Source organism: Streptomyces aquilus (assembly GCF_003955715.1).
In the GTDB taxonomy this organism is placed as follows: domain Bacteria; phylum Actinomycetota; class Actinomycetes; order Streptomycetales; family Streptomycetaceae; genus Streptomyces; species Streptomyces aquilus.
Genome location: NZ_CP034463.1, coordinates 9,473,245 through 9,489,337, shown reverse-complemented (window position 1 = coordinate 9,489,337; position 16,093 = coordinate 9,473,245). Strand labels below are relative to the sequence as shown.

At 71.9% G+C, this 16,093-nt stretch carries 10 protein-coding genes; 5 read left to right on the top strand and 5 right to left on the bottom strand.

Annotation, left to right across the window (positions count from 1 at the left end; genetic code table 11):
* Window positions 1–16: 16 nt before the first annotated feature.
* From EJC51_RS43480 to EJC51_RS43465, 4 genes are all read right to left on the bottom strand, one after another.
* Window positions 17–1,735 carry an acyl-CoA dehydrogenase family protein gene (locus EJC51_RS43480; protein WP_126276155.1) on the bottom strand — a complete coding sequence of 573 codons (1,719 nt, stop codon included), beginning with the start codon at window positions 1,733–1,735 and terminating at the stop codon, window positions 17–19.
* Window position 1,736: 1 nt separating this feature from the next.
* The gene (locus tag EJC51_RS43475; protein ID WP_126276154.1) at window positions 1,737–2,858 is read right to left on the bottom strand and encodes a Gfo/Idh/MocA family protein; all 1,122 of its coding nucleotides are present in this window, start codon (window positions 2,856–2,858) and stop codon (window positions 1,737–1,739) included.
* Between the two features lie 106 nt (window positions 2,859–2,964).
* Window positions 2,965–7,653 (bottom strand): type I polyketide synthase, encoded by a 4,689-nt coding sequence (locus EJC51_RS43470; RefSeq protein WP_279631448.1) that lies wholly within the window; start codon window positions 7,651–7,653, stop codon window positions 2,965–2,967.
* Between the two features lie 346 nt (window positions 7,654–7,999).
* Window positions 8,000–8,725: a TetR/AcrR family transcriptional regulator gene (locus EJC51_RS43465; protein ID WP_126276153.1), complete on the bottom strand. Its 726-nt coding sequence runs from the start codon at window positions 8,723–8,725 to the stop codon at window positions 8,000–8,002.
* A 322-nt stretch (window positions 8,726–9,047) separates the two neighbouring features.
* Here EJC51_RS43465 and EJC51_RS43460 point away from each other — a divergent pair, with 322 nt between their 5' ends.
* From EJC51_RS43460 to EJC51_RS43440, 5 genes are all read left to right on the top strand, one after another.
* A complete protein-coding gene (locus EJC51_RS43460) occupies window positions 9,048–11,306 on the top strand; it encodes an MMPL family transporter (RefSeq protein WP_126277371.1) in 2,259 nt (752 codons plus the stop codon).
* The gene (locus EJC51_RS43455; protein ID WP_126276152.1) at window positions 11,303–12,325 is read left to right on the top strand and encodes a hypothetical protein; all 1,023 of its coding nucleotides are present in this window, start codon (window positions 11,303–11,305) and stop codon (window positions 12,323–12,325) included. The genes EJC51_RS43460 and EJC51_RS43455 overlap by 4 nt, the downstream gene beginning before the upstream one ends.
* A 108-nt stretch (window positions 12,326–12,433) precedes the next feature.
* Window positions 12,434–13,276, top strand: coding sequence for an IclR family transcriptional regulator (locus EJC51_RS43450; protein WP_126276151.1), 843 nt, complete (start codon window positions 12,434–12,436; stop codon window positions 13,274–13,276).
* Between the two features lie 122 nt (window positions 13,277–13,398).
* Window positions 13,399–13,644 (top strand): acyl carrier protein, encoded by a 246-nt coding sequence (locus tag EJC51_RS43445; protein WP_126276150.1) that lies wholly within the window; start codon window positions 13,399–13,401, stop codon window positions 13,642–13,644.
* A gap of 19 nt (window positions 13,645–13,663) precedes the next feature.
* Window positions 13,664–14,926, top strand: coding sequence for a beta-ketoacyl-[acyl-carrier-protein] synthase family protein (locus EJC51_RS43440; protein WP_126276149.1), 1,263 nt, complete (start codon window positions 13,664–13,666; stop codon window positions 14,924–14,926).
* A gap of 122 nt (window positions 14,927–15,048) precedes the next feature.
* Here EJC51_RS43440 and EJC51_RS43435 read toward each other — a convergent pair whose 3' ends face one another.
* Window positions 15,049–15,966: an AraC family transcriptional regulator gene (locus EJC51_RS43435; RefSeq protein ID WP_244363146.1), complete on the bottom strand. Its 918-nt coding sequence runs from the start codon at window positions 15,964–15,966 to the stop codon at window positions 15,049–15,051.
* Between the last annotated feature and the right edge of the window lie 127 nt (window positions 15,967–16,093).

Genomic DNA, 16,093 nt, shown 5'->3' with positions numbered 1-16,093 from the left:
GGGTCCGCGGGCGGGGTCACAGGCCGAGCAGACCGTCGAGGTGCCGGTCCCGGGAGAGCACCGCGCGGGCGATGCCGGCGTGGTCCGGCTGGTCCGGTGCGTCGAGCTGTGCCCACAGGTCGCGCAGCCGGAACCGGGCGGCCGTGCAGTGGACGTCGGTGAGCCGCTGGTGACCGTCCTGTTCGGCCGTGGCGAGGGCGGCCGCGGTGCCCAGCAGTTCGCGGGCGATGCGGCCGATCAGCAACAGCGGGTACTGCTGAGAACCTGATGGCCGCCCCTTCGCCGCGCGGGTGCCGATGTCATGGCAGGCGGCGGCGAAGCGGGCCAGGTCCTCGTGCAGGTCGTGCAGGTGACGGGCGTTGCGCGGGAAGAAGTTCTCGGTGGCCGGGAGCACGCCCGGTACGGCACCGTCACGGAAACCGCCGGCCGGCTCGGTGTCCGCGAGGTGCGCGAGCAGGGCCTGGGCCGCCTGGACGTCGATCAGGTCGTCCACGCCGCCCGCGGTGCGCAGCACCCTGATGTCCCGGTAGGCCCGCTCCAGCGGCACGGGCGGTGCCCCGCGCCGGCGTTTGGAGCGGTCGGTCTCCAGCCCTTCGCCACCCAGGAGGGAGACCGTACGGTCCACGACCCTGGTGGCCGCCTCGGTGCAGAAGTTGCGGGCGAGCATGCGCTCGAACCAGCGTTCGCCGGGGGCCGGGGCGCCGAGGCTCCAGCGGACCACGGCGTCCATGGCGCGTACGTCCGCCGCGTTGGCGGCGAGGGTGCGCTGGATGAGGTCGTACTCCCCCAGGCCGATGCCGTCGACGCGGCGGCGCGCGGTGAACTCCCTTGACCAGCGCAGGCAGTTGCGGGCGAGGGCGAGTGCGGGGGCCCCTTGGATGAGCAGCCGCGCGGTCAGGAGGGCCGAGGTCCGTTCCGGGGTGCGGCGGGGGTCGCCGTGGGCGACCGTGACCACATGGTCCCTGGGAATCGTGACTCCGTTCAGGCGCAGCCACCCGTTGGGCAGGCCCCGTACGCCCAGGCACTCCAGGCCGGCTCGGACCTCGAAGCCTGGGGTGCGGGTGTCCACGACGGCGAGGCCGACACAGGGGCCGTCCTCGTCGCGGACGGTCACGGTGACGCCCAGGAGGTCGGCGACGGGTCCGTTGCTGATGAACAGCTTGTCGCCGTTGAGGACGTACGCCGAGCCGTCGGGGGTGGGGGTGGCGGTCGTCCGCGGCCACTGGTTGCCCTGTCCGGCGGGCTCGGTGTCGGCGAAGCCGGAGATCATGCCCTCGCGGGTGCGGCGCCGGATCAGATCGCGCAGGGCGCCGTGCGGCAGCGTCGGCAGCAGCGAGGTGGCGACCCCGATGCCGTTGTGGACGGCGAGCAGGAAGCCGATCGCGACGGAGCGGGAGGCGACCGCCTCCACGGTCCGGAACAGCGCGTACGGCGTCAGCCCGAGCCCGCCGAGGTCCTCGCCCGCCGCGAGCCGGAAGGCGCCGAGGTCGCGCAGCCGCGCGATCACGAACGGCGGGATCTCACCCTCCCGGTCGACGGCGTCCGGGTCGACCTCGGTGTCGAGGAAGGCCAGGAGCCGTACCACCTCGGGCGGGTGTTCGACGTTCTCGGGTACGGACGGGTCGCGCCAGGCGTCCCAGGACGGGTCGCCGCCGGTGAGTGCGGTCAGGAAGCTCGCCGCGGGCTGCCGCGTGGGCTGCGCCGTCGGGCGCTGCGCGAAGACTTGGACGGTCATCTCATACCTCCCGGACCTGGCTCGCCGCGGCCTGGTCGGCGGAGCGGACGGTGTCGAGGAGCCGGTGCAGTCGCAGTCCGGTCTCGAAGTCGGGGACGGTGTGCGAGCCGCCGCGGATGTCGCGGGCCAGTGCGGCGTAGAGCTCCGCCACATTGCGTACGGCGGTGTCCGGCACGTCCACGGCGGTCCGGCAGTCCGGCGGCACCGCCACCTCCTGGCGGCCGTCGGTGGCGGCGCTCTTGTCCTCGTACAGGCGGATGTCGCTGATCTGGATGCCGTGTCCCGCGCCGGGCCCTTCGGAGACGAGGGTCAGGGTGCCACGGGTGCCGGAGAACTCCAGGCGGGTGCGGGCGTGCCCGGCCTTGCCGTCGTGGACGTGCACCGACACGGGCACGCCGGTGACCAGGAACCCGCCGATGACGAGGTGGTCGGCGCTGGTGACGCCGACGCTCTCGGCGGTGTCGGACACGGTCAGCCGGGGCTGCTGGACGGAGAGGGACGCCCAGAGCCTGCCGACGGATCCGCACAGGAACTCCAGCAGGTCCAGGGTGTGCCCGCCGGCGACCTCCAGGGTTCCGGCGCCGGCTCGCCGGTCGAGGGTGTAGACGGCGTCGGACGTGACGGTGCCGCCGGCTCCCTTGGCGCGGGTGGCGAAGACGTTGGCCGCGGTGACCCGGCCGATGGCGCCGGAGGTGAGCAGCCGGCGGGCGTGCCGGGCGGCGGGTGCGTGCCGCGCCTGGAGGCCGACGGCCGCGTGGACGCCTGCCCGCCGGGCGGCCTCGGCCATCACCTCGGCTTCCTTGGTGGTGCGGCCGAGCGGCCATTCGCAGTAGACGTGCTTGCCCGCTTCCAGGGCGGGCAGCACCAGGTCGGCGTGGTCCGGTGTCTTCACCGCGACGACCACCAGGTCCACCTCGGCGTGGCCGCTGAGGCGGGCCGGGTCGGTGAAGGCGTGGGCGGCTCCGTACTGTTCGGCGGCGCGGCGGGCGCTGCCGGCGCGGGTCGTGGCGACCGCCGTCAGCTCGTACTCCGGCAGCGCCGCGAGGGCCGGGAGATGGGCCGTCCTGGCCCAGCCCCGTTCGGTACCGGCGCCGATGACACCTACACGAATCGGTTCGGTCATGGTTCTTCCTCGTCTGGGGAGGGACGGGGGCGAGTGCGGGACGCACCGGGGCGGCCGTCGGCGGGGGAACCGGCCGGTTCCGCCCCGGTGCCGTGCGGGGGGGGCGTCAGGAGGACAGCGCGGCCAGTTCCTCGCCGAGGATGCGCACCGCGGTGGTGATCTGCTCCTCGGTGTGCTCGGAGGTGATGAAGAACCGCAGCCGGGCGAGGCGTTCCTCCACCGCCGGGTGCAGGATCGGGTTGGCGCTGACGCCGCGGGCGTAGAGGCGGTCGGCCAGGAGCAGGGCCTTCGCGGAGTCGCCGGTGATCGCGGGCACGACCGGGGTGCCCTCGCTGGTGCCCACGTCGACGCCGGCCTCGGCCGCGAGCCGCAGGAACAGGGCCGCGTTGTCGTGCAGCCGGGTGACGCGTTCGGGTTCCTCGCGGATCAGTCGGAGGGCGGTGAGAGCGGCGGCCGCGGACGCCGGCGGCAGGCCCGCGCTGAACACGAAGCCCGGCAGGGTGTACCGGAAGTGCTCGATGAGCTCGTGCCGTCCGGCGACGTAACCTCCGCAGCTGGCGAGCGACTTGGACAGGGTGCCCATCCACACGTCCACGTCGTCGGGGTTGACGCCGCTGAACTGGGCCATGCCGCCGCCGGTCTTGCCCATCACGCCGATGCTGTGGGCCTCGTCCACCATGAGCAGGGCGTCGTGCCGCTGCTTGACGGCGATGAGCGCGGGCAGGTCCGCGGTGTCGCCGTCCATGCTGTACACGCCCTCCACCACGATCAGCACCCTGCGGTAGCCGTCGCGCACATGGCTGAGGATGCGGTCGAGGGCCACCAGGTCGTTGTGCGGGAACGGCTGGCGGGCGGCGCCGGACTGACGGCACCCCTGGATGATGCTGTCGTGCGCGAGGGCGTCGTGCAGGATCAGGTCCTCGGGGCCCATCAGGTGTCCGATGACGGTGACGTTGGTGGCGTGCCCGCTGACCAGGCTCACCGCGTCCTGGGCGCCGACGAGTTCGGCGAGTCCCCGGTCGAGTTCCACGTGCAGCGGGCGGTTGCCGGACAGGATGCGGGCGGCGGACACCGAGGAGCCGTAGCGCTCGACGGCCTCCTGGACGGCCGTGGCGACCGCCGGGTGGCCGGACAGGCCGAGGTAGTTGTAGCTGGAGAAGGAGATCAGCTCGCGGTCGGCCACCCGCGTGGTGTCGCGGATGGTGCCCTCGTGCGGCAGGAAGTACGGGTTGACGACGCCGGAGGATTCGATGCTCCGCTTGCGCTCCAGCGAGGCGAGGACCTCGGGGAACACCCGGACGTCGGCGGCCGCGCTGCGGTCCTGCGCGCTGCGGGGCTGTTCGACGGGGGCCGGGGCGGTGGGTGCGGGGGCGGCGGATGCGGGGGCGGATGCGGGGGCGGCGAGCGCCGGCACCGTGACCGGCGGCGGGGCGGCGGTGGGGGGCGCCACCGCTGTCGCGCCGAGGCGGTCCCCGAGGGTGGTGACCAGGTCGCCGATCGTGGCGATGTCCATCATCTCGGCGGCCTTCACCTGCACCTGCGGCCACCTGCCGCGCAGCCGGGTGGCCAGCTCGGCCAGCATGATCGAGTCGAAGCCGAGGTCGGTGGCGAAGGCGTGCTCGGGCCGCAGGAAGTCCTCGGGGTAGGCGCTGACCTGGGATATCCCCGCGTACACGGCCGTCCGCACCTCGTCGGTCGCGACCTGGGCCGGTGCTGCCGCCGGTTCGAGGGCGGCGGCCTCGGGTAGCGCCTCCTGCGGATGCTCCTGGACGGAGGCGGTGATCGTCGGGGCGGCCGTGTACGGCAGTGTCTTGCCGGCCGGGTCGAAGGACTGCAACAGGGACACCTGGGCGTGCAGGAACTCGATGAGACCGCTCATCCTCGGCTCTCCGATCGGGGTGGTGGCGAGGGGGGAGGGAATGACCGTGCGCAGGCTCGGCTCGGGGGCGCGGGCGGCGGACGGCGTGGGGGTGGCCGTGGCGGCCGGGCGGGGGATCACGGTGCGGTGCTGGGGGCGGCCGGTGCCGGTGCGGACGGTGTACACCGCCGTGTGCAGCGGCGACGGCGGCAGGGACAGCAGGCGCCCCGTGTCGGCGGGGAACAGCGCCGCCGGGTCCAGCGGGGCCCCGGCCACGGCGAGCCGGCCGAGCGCGGTGAGGAAGGCGCGGCCGTCGTCGGACCGGTTCGTCGTCAGGGGTACGAGTTCCAGGTCCGCTCCTGCGGCGCTGCGCCGGGCCATCCGCAGGAGGGTGTCGCCGCCGTAGATCTGCACGAGGAAGCGGGCGCCGGTCGCGGCGACCGACCGGACCGCGTCGGTGAACCGTACGGGGGCGGTGTTGTGACGGGCCCACAGCTCCTTGATGTCCTGGGTTTCCCGGCATTCCTGACCGCTGACGCCGGAGATGAAGGTGCAGGCGGGCTCGGTCAGCGGCAGGCCCGCGATCGTCTCCGCCATCACCTCGTCGGCGGCCGCGACCAGGGGTGAGTGGAAGGCGTGCGACACCCGCAGCAGGACGGCGGCGACGCCCTGCTCGGCGCAGTGGGTGCGCAGCGCCTCCACGTTCTCGAGGCCGCCGCTGAAGACGAGTTGGCCCTCGTGGTTGTAGCAGGCGGGCCAGACGCCCTCGACGGCCAGGGCGAGGCGCTCGGCCTCGGCGGCGGGGGCCTGTACCGCGAGCATGGCACCGGTGCCGGACGGTACGGCGGCGGCCAGCGCCGCACCCCTGCGTGTCATGAACCTGACAGCATCGGGGGCGGTGAACGCCCCGGCCGCGACCGCGGCGGGGAACTCGCCGACGCTGTGGCCGACCGCGACATCGGGGCGAATACCGCAGGCGGCGAGCAGTTCGACGGTGGCGGCACCCGTGATGCCCAGGCCCGGCTGGCACATGTCGGTCACCATCAGGGCCGCCTGCGCGTCGCTGTCGTCGGCGTCGTGCGCCTCCCACAGCAGTCCGGGCAGCACGGCGGGCACCGTGTCCGACTCCTCGGCGGTCAGGGTGGCCAGTTCGGCGGCGCGACGGGCGGACGAGGGGAACCGCCGGACCAGGTCCGCCAGCATGCCGGGCCGCTGCGAGCCCTGCCCCGGGAAGGCGAAGGCGATCCGGCGCTCATCCGCCGGCAGTGGCTTCGCCGCCGCGTGGATGCCGGGGGCCAGTTCCCCGACGGCGCCGTCCGCCAGTCGCCGCGCGGCGAGCTGGAGCCGGTCGAGGAGTTCCTCACGGCTCGCGGCGACGAACGCGAGGCGAGCGGTGAGCAGTTCGCGCCGGGCCAGGGTGTGGGCCACCTCGGCGGGCGTGGCGTCCGGATCAGCGGCGACCGACCCGCGGATGTCCTCCGCGTGCCGGGCGAGGTCCGCCAGCGACCCGGCGGACAGCAGGAACAGCCAGGGCTCGTCGGGGAGTCGGCCGTCGCCCGGGTCCGGCTCGGCGGCCGGCGCGCCTTCCAGGACCGCGTGCACGTTGGTGCCGCCGAAGCCGAAGGAGCTGACACCCGCCCGACGCACGCCCTCGTGCGGCCACCGTTGCGCGGCGGTGGCCACCCGCAGCCCCGTGGACTCCAGGTCCAGGGCACCGTTGACCTGCATCTCCGCGGGCTGCGGCGGTACGACACCGTGGTGCACGGCGAGCGCGGCCTTCACCAGCCCCGCCGCGCCGGCCGCGGACAGCGTGTGCCCGATCAGCGCCTTGGAGGAGGAGACGTAGCACGGCTGCGTCGAGCCGGACTCCGCGCGCAGCAGCCCGATGGCCTCGATCTCGGTCCGGTCGCCGACCGGCGTGCCCGTGCCGTGCGCCTCCAGCAGGTCGATCTGCCCGGGGTCCGTCCCGGCGTCACGGTAGGCGGCGCGCAGCGCGGCGAGCTGGCCCTGCGCCTGCGGTGTCATCGGGCCGCCGCCCCGGCCGTCGTTGGCGGAGCCGACCCCGGTGACGACGGCGTAGATGCGGTCCCCGGCCGCCACGGCGTCCTCCACCGGGCGCAGCACCAGGAGGGCGCCTCCCTCGCCGAGCACGAAGCCGTCGGCGCGTTCGTCGAACGGCCGGCACACCCCGTGCCGGGACAGTGCGCCGGACCGGGCGAAGCCGACGAGGGGCGTCGGGGAGAGGCCGATGTACACCCCGCCCACGAGCGCGATGGAGCAGGCTCCCGAACGCAGGCTGCGCACCGCGGCGTCCAGGGCCACGAGCGCCGAGGAGCAGGCCGCGTCCAGCGAGATGGAGGGGCCGCCGAGGTCGAGGACCTCGCTGACCGTGCACGGGACCATGTTCGCCAGAGCCCCGGGGATGGTGAAGGAGTTCATGGGCATCAGCGAGGAATCGGTCGCCTCGTGCAGCCGCTCCAGCAGCTCCGGGTCGCTCTGCCCGTCGTGGAAGGAGCCGTCCGCGAGCAGGTTCGCGGTGATGCGGGAGACGCTGATGTCCCGGTGGTCGAGCGAGGTCACCCCGGCGAAGACGCCGGTACGGGACCGGTCGAAGCCGGTGCGCTCCCAGCCGGCGTCCTGAAGCGCCTCGCGCGCCAGGTCCACGAAGAGCTTGGCCTGCGGGTCCATCGTGCGGGCCCGGCGGGGCGGGATGCCGTAGTGGGCGGGGGCGAACCGTTCGACCTCGGGCAGGAACGCGACCTGGTCGGTGTAGACGCCGTGCGGCTCCCTGAAATCACCCGGCCGGTGGTAGGCGGAGTGGTCCCAGCGGCTCGCGGGGACCGCCGAGAACTGCGACTCGGCATTTACCAGCATTCTCCAGAACTCGCCGATATCGGCGGCCCCGGGAAATCGGCACGACATGCCGACGATAGCCATATCAGCCACGAACGCTACCTCGATCCGACCTCGATTGCGAAAATGGCTCGACGTCAGAAGAAGGAGGCGGCGGTAAAAGTAGGTGCGTCCGCCACTGACGTCGACAACGGAGAGCTTGGCGGCGGTTGCGGAGAGTGCGCAAGCGGCCTTCTCAACCAGTGGAAGAAAACCTGTGAGCGACTCGTGAACGGAATGAACAAAACCAGAAAGTCAGTTTGACTTGCTGTTTTCCGTTCAGTGAGAAAGCGGCCCCGAAACCATGAACAGATGGAGAAATTCACCTCCCTTCATACAGCCGCCCGGTTCCCTCGCGAGGACACGTGAGGGAACCGGGCGGTGTCTGGCGTCAGGCCTGTGCGCTGTCCCCCATGGGGCGCAGGCCCACCTGATGGGCGAGCGCGACGACCGCCTTCCCGAAGAGGGTGTCGCGGTCGTCGATGACCCGGTTGAACTGCCCGAAGACCTCGAAGCTGATCAGACCGAAGAGCTGCGCCCAGGCGGCGGCCAGGCGGGGCGCGACCGGGCCCGGCAGGGTGCGGTCCGGCTGGTCCAGCAGCTCGCGGATCTCGTCGGCGACGACCGAGTCGCAGTCCGCCGCCGGGAGGTCCGGCTCGGTGAGGACGCCGGCGTCGTGAGCGGCCTCCGCCACCCCGAGCAGGACCAGCGCGACCCGGGAGGCCGGGGCCACGGTGTCCTGCGGGGCGGCGTAGCCGGGCACGGGTGAGCCGTAGATCAGCGCGTACTCGTGCGGATGCTCGAGCGCCCAGGCGCGCACGGAGCGGCAGACGTCGACCCAGGCCCGCAGCGGGTCGGTGACGCCCGCGGCCGCGCAGGCTCTCTCGGCCGCCTGCCCGATGGCGTCATAGGCATCGACGATGAGGGCCGTGAGCAGATCGTCCCGGCTGGGGAAGTAGCGGTAGAGCGCCGACGAGACCATGCCCAGCTCACGGGCGACCGCGCGCAGCGAGAGCCGCGCCGCGCCCTCGGCGGCGAGCTGCTTGCGGGCCTCGCCCTTGATGGCGGCGGCCACCTCGGCGCGGACCCTCTCCTTGGCTCCTTGGATGACATCCATGACGACAGTCTGCCACCTGCGAGAGCACCGCCCAAGTATCGGAGCACTGCTCTCTTGATGAGAGCAGTGCTCTTGCACTGAAGCGGTGCTCGCTGTAAAACTACCCTCGACAAAGAGCAGTGCTCTCTGACCAGAGCACTTGTCACGCCAGTGTTTCCCCAGGTCAGTGGCGAGTCGAACGCAATCCGTCCGCAGATCCGCGGCAGTCGCTCCCCCGTCCCACTGCTCCGCCCCGCACCACCGCTCTCCCCGTTCCCCCCATCCAGCCCCGGCCGACTACTGGCAGGCCCGCGGGCACAGCTGAAGAAAGGACCTCAGCGTGATGGTCACTTCGGTGCCGTCCGGGAGCGACCGAAAGAAACGTCGCGGCCCCTGGTTCACCCTTCTCGCCGGACTCCTCCTCCTACTGGTCGCCGGCGCCGCGAGCGCCGGGGTGCTGGACCGTCTCAAGTCGGGTGGCTTCGACGACCCCGGCTCCGACTCCGTGGCCGCCGCCGAGGCGCTGGAACGCTCGTTCCCCGACAGCCAGCCCAACCTCGTCATCCTGGTCAAGGACCCCAAGGGCGGACCCGGCAGCACCGCGGCCCGCACCGAGGCCGAAACCATCGACAAGACGGTCTCCGGCACCGCCGGCACCAGGGTCGTCGCCTCCTACTTCGACAGCGGCGACAAGAGCCTGCGCTCGGGTGACGCGGCCCTGATCCTCGTCCGGGTCGACGGCGACGAGAACGAGAGCATGCGCACCGCCGACACGCTGCACGAGAAGCTGTCGGACCCGGACGGCGCCGTCTCGGTCTCCTTCGGCGGCATCACCGCCATCAACAACGACATGAACAAACAGGTCGAGAAGGACATCGTCGCCGCGGAAAGCATCGCCATCCCGATCACCCTGCTGCTGCTCGTGATCGTCTTCCGGGGTCTGATCGCCGCCCTGCTGCCCATGCTCCTGGCCGTGCTCACCATCGTCGGAGCGCTGGCGGCCGTCAACGTCGCCGCGCAGTTCACCGACGTCTCCGTGTTCGCCGTCAACCTGATCACAGCGCTGGGACTCGGCCTCTCCGTCGACTACAGCCTGCTGATCGTCACGCGCTACCGGGAGGAACGCGAGGCCGGCCGCGACAACGCCGACGCCCTGCGCGTCACCCGCGCGACCGCCGGCCGAACCGTGGCCGTCAGTGGTGCCGTGGTCGGAGCCGCCCTCGCCACGCTCCTCGTCTTCGACCAGTACTTCCTGCGCTCCTTCGCGCTGGCGGGCATCGCCGTGGTGCTGTGGGCCGTCCTCGGCTCGCTGTACCTGCTGCCGGCGTCCCTGGTCCTGCTCGGCGACCGGATCGACGCCCTCGGCCGCCGCCGGCGCACGCGGCGCGCCCCGGCCGCCGACACCTTCTGGGGCCGGATGGCCGGCCTCGCCTTCCGCCGTCCCATCCTGCTCGCCACCCCCGTGATCGCTCTGCTGCTGCTCATGGCGGTGCCCTTCGCCGGCGCCCAGTTCGGCGTACCGGACGAGCGGGTGCTGCCCACGGCCGCCGAGAGCCGCATGGTGACGGAAGCCGTGCGGGACGACTTCGGCGTCGGTGACGACCGCGCGCTGAACGTGGTCTCCGAGGCTTGGCAGGGGACCGACGCCGATCTCGCGCGCTACTCCGCGGACCTGTCCGAGACCGCCGCGGTCACCCGGGTCGTCAGCGCCGCCGGGGTGTTCCGCGACGGCTCCCGTCTGAGCCCGCTCGACCCGCGCACGGCCGCTTCCTTCCGGGACGGTGACGCGGTCCGCCTCCAGGTGCAGACGGACGTGGTCCCGTACTCCGAGCAGGGCGGCGACCTGGCCCGTGCCGTCCGAGCGGTCGATCCGCCCGGCGGCAGCAAGGTCCTGGTCGGCGGTCAGGCGGCCCAGCTGGTCGACATCACCCACTCCATCGCCGGCAAGCTGCCCCTGGCGATGGCCCTGATCAGCATCCTGAGCCTGCTGTTCCTGTTCCTGCTGACGGGCAGTGTGCTGATGCCCCTCAAGGCGCTGCTGTTCAACGGTCTGAGCCTCGTCGGCATCCTCGGCGTCGCGGTCTGGGTCTTCGTCGACGGCCATCTCTCCGGCCTGCTCGGCTTCACCCCGTCGCCGCTCGCCGTGTCGATGCCGGTCCTGGTGTTCTGCATCGCCTTCGGCCTGTCCATGGACTACGAGGTCTTCCTCGTCGCCCGCATCAAGGAACGCTACGACCGCACCGGCCGGCTGGAGAGTTCCGTACGGGAGGGACTCGGCGCCAGCGGCCCCGTCATCACGGCCGCCGCGGCCATCCTCGCGGTGTCCTTCTTCGCCATGCTCACCTCGGGCGTCTCCCTGATCAAGATGTACGGCATGGCCACCGGCCTCGCCATCGTGCTGGACGCGGTCCTGGTGCGCGGGGTGCTGGTGCCGGCCTTCATGCGGGCCGTCGGCCCCTACAACTGGTGGGCCCCGGCCCCCCTCAAGGCACTCCACCGCCGGTTCGGCATCAAGGAATCCGCCGAGGTGGAGCCCGCCCCGGCAGCGCCCCCGCACCTCACTTCCGCCACCGAGCCCCAGACGACGGGATCACGGCCGTGACCGAGACCGACAGCACCCCCACCTACCCCCTCGACCGCCTGCGCAGGGTCGCCGAGACGGCGGCCCGGGCAGCCAACGCCCACAACACCCAGCCCTGGGACCTGCGCTACCGCACCGATCATGTCGAGCTGGGCTGGCGCGCGGAGTACGCGCTGGGCCCCAGCGACCCCTCGCACCGCGACCTCCGGCTGTCGCTGGGCACCTACCTCGAGACCCTGCTGATCTGCGCCGCCGAGGCCGGGATGGCTTTACGCTTCGAGCCCGACTACGACGCCCGGACCGCCCGCGTGGGGCGGATCGTGCCCGGCGAATGGCTCGAGCCGAGCACCCGGTCGGTGGCCGACGTCGAGGCCCGCCGCGTGTGGCGGGGCGCCTGGACCTCGCAGCAGGTACCCGGGGCGGTGATCGACCGCTGCCTCAAGACCGCCGAGGAGGCCGGATTCCGGGTGGCCGTCGTCCCCACGGACGCCGCCCGGCCGCTCCTGGTCCGCGCCTACCACTGGTTCTTCGGCCACGCCGGGATCGCCCGGGAACTGCTGGCCTGGGCCAGGCTCTCCCCCCGCCACCCCGACTACCGGCGGGACGGCCTCAACGACGTGATGCTGGTCCTGAACAAGGCCGAGGCCGCCGCCATGCGGACGTTCTTCACCCCCGCGGTGTACCGGGCGCTGCGGCCGCTGGGGCTGGTCCGGCTGCTCACCACCCTGTCCTCCAGCGCGACCAGCGGCGACGGCATCGTCATGGTCGTCCTCGGCCAGGGCGACGATCCGGCCGGCGAGGTCGAGGCCGGGCGGCTGGTGACCCGGCTGTGGCTGGACCTGTTCCGGGACGGGATCTACGTCCATCCGCAGAGCCACGTCATCGACTGCCCCGGCACGGTCGGCGAACTGGCCCGGCTGTGCGGGGCCCGGGGCGGCGAGCGTCCCCTGGTCTTCTTCCGGGTCGGCTATCCCACCGTCGATCCCTCGGCACGCCCCCGCCACCCGCGCCGCGGGGAGGCGGCGACCACGGCCTCCTGAATTCCTTCCGTCCGCCCGGTCCGGCCGGCACCGGGCGGACGGAACGGGAATGCCCGTTGAATTCCCGTGGAATTCCCTTCGCGATGACCGAGAAAAGGGATCTGTCGAATGACCACACCACACGCCCCGCCGGACCGTTCCGTCGTCGAACGCACACTGGGTGTCCTCGGCGCCTTCGACACCGCCCACGCGAGTCTGACCGTCAGCCAGATCAGCAGCAGGTCGCACATACCCGTGGCCACGACCTACCGCATTGTCTCGAAACTCGTTTCCTGGGGGGCGCTGGAACGCGCGGAGGACAACAAGTACACGATCGGCCTTCGGCTGTGGGAGGTCTCCCAGCTGGCCCCCCGGCACGCCGGCCTCCGCGCGGCGGCCGTCCCCGCCATGTTCGACCTGCGCTCCACCACCCGCCGCGCCGTCCTGCTCTCCACACGGGACGGCACCGAGGGAATCTGCCTGGAGAGCGTCTCCGGCAACGCCCGGCCCCTGCACCGCTCGTGGTCCCGCGGGCACCGCTTCCCCCTGCACGCCACGGCCTGCGGCCGGGTCCTCCTCGCCGCCGCCGACACCACCGTCCAGGACGAGCTCTACGGCGGCGACCTGCGGAGGTACACGGAGCGCACCGTCCACGCCCCCGCCGTCCTGCGGGACCTCGTCGCGCACACCCGGCGCCAGGGATACGCCGTGTCCGACGGCGAGTTGCTGAACGGCGTGGTGGAGATCGCCGCACCGATCCACGGCGGCGACGGAGCCGTCCTGGGCGCCATCGGCCTGATCACCGTCGGTACGGCGTCCACCGCTGTCCCGGATGCCGTCGGTCCCCTGCTGGCGGCCGCCCGGCGTGTCTCCCGCTCCCTCTCCGACCTCCCCGCAGCCCCTGGCGACGCGGTGCCGTCCCCCCGCACGGCCCGGTCCCGCACCCCTCGCCCCCAGGGCGCCTGCGCCTAGCACCCGGCGGCCGGACTCCCGCACAGGCGGCCGCCGTTCGTCCCACCCACACCCCCGTCCCCACTCTCCCCCGGACACCGGCTTGCCGACAGCAACGCCGTCACGCTCACAAGGAGACGCACATGAACGCCGTACAGGAAGACATCCGCAGCGGTCTGGCCGACATCGTCAACGAGATCGCCGGGGTCCCGCCCGAGGAGGTGCTCCCCCACATGACCTTCGCCGACGATCTCGACGTCGACTCCCTGTCCATGGTCGAGGTCGTGGTCGCGGCGGAGGAGCGGTTCGGGGTGACCATCCCGGACGAGGCGGCCGGCCGCATGAAGACCGTGAGCGACGCCATCGACTACATCCTCGCCCACCACTGACGACCAGGGAGTCATCCTCATGCAACCGACTGATCGCAAGGTGGTCGTGACCGGCGTCGGAGCGACCACACCGCTGGGCGGTGACAGCCCCACCACCTGGCAGGGGCTCATGGCGGGCCGTTCCGCCGTACGGCTGCTGACACACGCCTGGGCCGCCGACACCCCGGTGAAGATAGGCGCGGAGATCGCGGTGGAACCCGCCGAGTGCCTGTCCAGGACCGAGGCCCGCAAGCTCGACCGCTCCGCCCAGTTCGCGCTGATCGCGGCGCGCGAGGCGTGGGCCGACGCGGGCTTCACCGCACCGGCGGGCATCGACACCTCGGTCAACCCCGACCGGCTCGGCGTGGTCGTCGCCTCCGCCATCGGCGGCGTGACCTCCCTGCTCCAGCAGTACGACATCCTCCGGGACCAGGGGGTGCGCAAGGTGTCTCCCCACACCATCCCGATGATGCTGCCCAACACGCAGGGCGCCAACGTCGGGCTCGCCCTCAACGCCCGGGCCGGGGTGCACTCGCCCGTCAGCGCGTGCGCCTCGGGCGCCGAGTCGGTCGGATACGCCATCGACATGATCCGCGCCGGCCGGGCCGACATCGTCGTGGCCGGCGGCACGGAGGCCGCGATCCACCCGCTGAACATGGCCGGCTTCGGCAACATGATGGCCATGTCCAAGCGCAACGACGATCCGGCCGCGGCCTCCCGGCCGTACGACTCGGCCCGCGACGGCTTCGTCATCGGCGAGGGCGCCGGTGTGGTCGTGCTGGAGTCGGCGGACCATGCCAGGCGGCGCGGCGCCCGCGTCTACGCCGAGGCAGTCGGCCAGGGGCTCTCCGCCGACAGCCACCACATCACCCAGCCCGAACCGACGGGCCGCGGCATCTCCGCCGCGCTCACCGCGCTGCTGGACTCCAGTGACCTCGCAGCGGGCGAGGTCGTGCATGTCAACGCGCACGCGACATCGACGCCCCGGGGCGATGTGGCCGAGGTGAAGGCCCTGCGCAAGGTTCTCGGCGACGCCATGGACCACGTGGCGGTGTCGGCCACGAAGTCCATGACCGGGCATCTCCTCGGCGGCGCCGGCGGTGTGGAGACCGTGGCAACCATCCTGGCCCTGCATCACCGGCTCGCTCCGCCGACCATCAACCTCGACGACCTCGACCCGGAGGTCGAGGCCGACATCGTGCGCGGCGTACCAAGGGCGCTGCCCGACGGGCCGATCGCCGCCCTCAACAATTCGTTCGGCTTCGGTGGTCACAACGTGGTGCTCGCCTTCCGCACGGTGTGATCCGCGGAAGCCGCCCGACACGTCTGTGTCGGGAGTGGCCGCCCGACGCACGCGAACGCCAGTGTCCCCAGAAGAGCGGACCTAGATCAACCACCCTTCCAGAGAGTGGAAAGCATCGGAATTCACGGGCGGCGCGACTCCGCCGCGAATTGAATACCGGTCACTTCACAACTCGTCGGTAACGACTCCCCAGGGCCATCGGTGATGTTTGCCGGTGGCCCGATGAGCGTGCCGGTGCTCCGCCGAAAAGCCCCCGGTGTCATTTTCACCCGGCGTATGAAGAACTTGGTGAAGTTCGTAACCTCGGTGAACCCCAGCTGACGGGCCACGGCGCCGATGGGCAGATCCGTGTGCGTCAGCAGGCGGCGCGCTTCCAGCGCCACCCGGGCATCGATGACGTTCTTGGTGGAGGTGCCGGCGACGGCATGGCACGCCCGGGACAGGGCACGGGTCGTGCAATTCAGCGCGGCGGCGTAGTCCTCCACCTGGCGGGTGGTGCGGTAGGAACCCTCCAGTTCCTTCCGGAACCGGACGAACAGCTCCCCCCAGGCGCTGTCGCCGACCGGGGCGAGCGGGGTTCCGTCCTCATGGGTCGTCCTGCATATCTGATAGACGTTCAGCAGCAAGACCGCCAGCAGGTGTTTGAGGACTTCCTCGCCCAACGCCCGTTCGGGTCGCCGGAATTCCTCCTGCATGAGGGACAGGATCCGTCCGAGCTCGGCCAGTTCAGGCTCGCCCAGCCGCCAGTGCGAGGGCCGCAGCACATCGTCGAGCAGCCCCAGGCGCGCAGTCATGCGCGGCGGAAACGCCTCGGTGAACATGATGAGTTCGCCCGCCAGATCATGCTGCGGAATGGCCTGGACCACCTGGTTCGGCCGGATCCACAGCAGGCTTCCGGGACGGCACTCGAAGCGCGTGGAGTCCAGCGAGAAAGTACCGGTCCCCTGGGTGACCAGCAGGAGCTGATGGAATTCCAACCGGTGCGGGGAGGCGAGGAACTCCCGGGGAACCCACCTCAGCAGTTCCTGGAAAGAGGTCACCGCGATACCGGATCCCGGTCGGCATACTGGCGAGTAGGGGACAACAGGGATCGGCAAGGAGTCGAAATCGACCATAGGACTTCCGGAATCAACCTTTCTCGCATCTCTTGAAGGTTTAATCATAGGG

Excerpts from the sequence above, each read along its gene's own strand:
- EJC51_RS43475 (WP_126276154.1), bottom strand. The coding sequence starts at position 2,858 with ATGACCGAACCGATTCGTGTAGGTGTCATCGGCGCCGGTACCGAACGG.
- EJC51_RS43465 (WP_126276153.1), bottom strand. The coding sequence starts at position 8,725 with ATGGATGTCATCCAAGGAGCCAAGGAGAGGGTCCGCGCCGAGGTGGCC.
- EJC51_RS43440 (WP_126276149.1), top strand. The coding sequence starts at position 13,664 with ATGCAACCGACTGATCGCAAGGTGGTCGTGACCGGCGTCGGAGCGACC.
- EJC51_RS43470 (WP_279631448.1), bottom strand. The coding sequence starts at position 7,653 with ATGGCTATCGTCGGCATGTCGTGCCGATTTCCCGGGGCCGCCGATATC.
- EJC51_RS43445 (WP_126276150.1), top strand. The coding sequence starts at position 13,399 with ATGAACGCCGTACAGGAAGACATCCGCAGCGGTCTGGCCGACATCGTC.
- EJC51_RS43450 (WP_126276151.1), top strand. The coding sequence starts at position 12,434 with ATGACCACACCACACGCCCCGCCGGACCGTTCCGTCGTCGAACGCACA.
- EJC51_RS43460 (WP_126277371.1), top strand. The coding sequence starts at position 9,048 with ATGGTCACTTCGGTGCCGTCCGGGAGCGACCGAAAGAAACGTCGCGGC.
- EJC51_RS43480 (WP_126276155.1), bottom strand. The coding sequence starts at position 1,735 with ATGACCGTCCAAGTCTTCGCGCAGCGCCCGACGGCGCAGCCCACGCGG.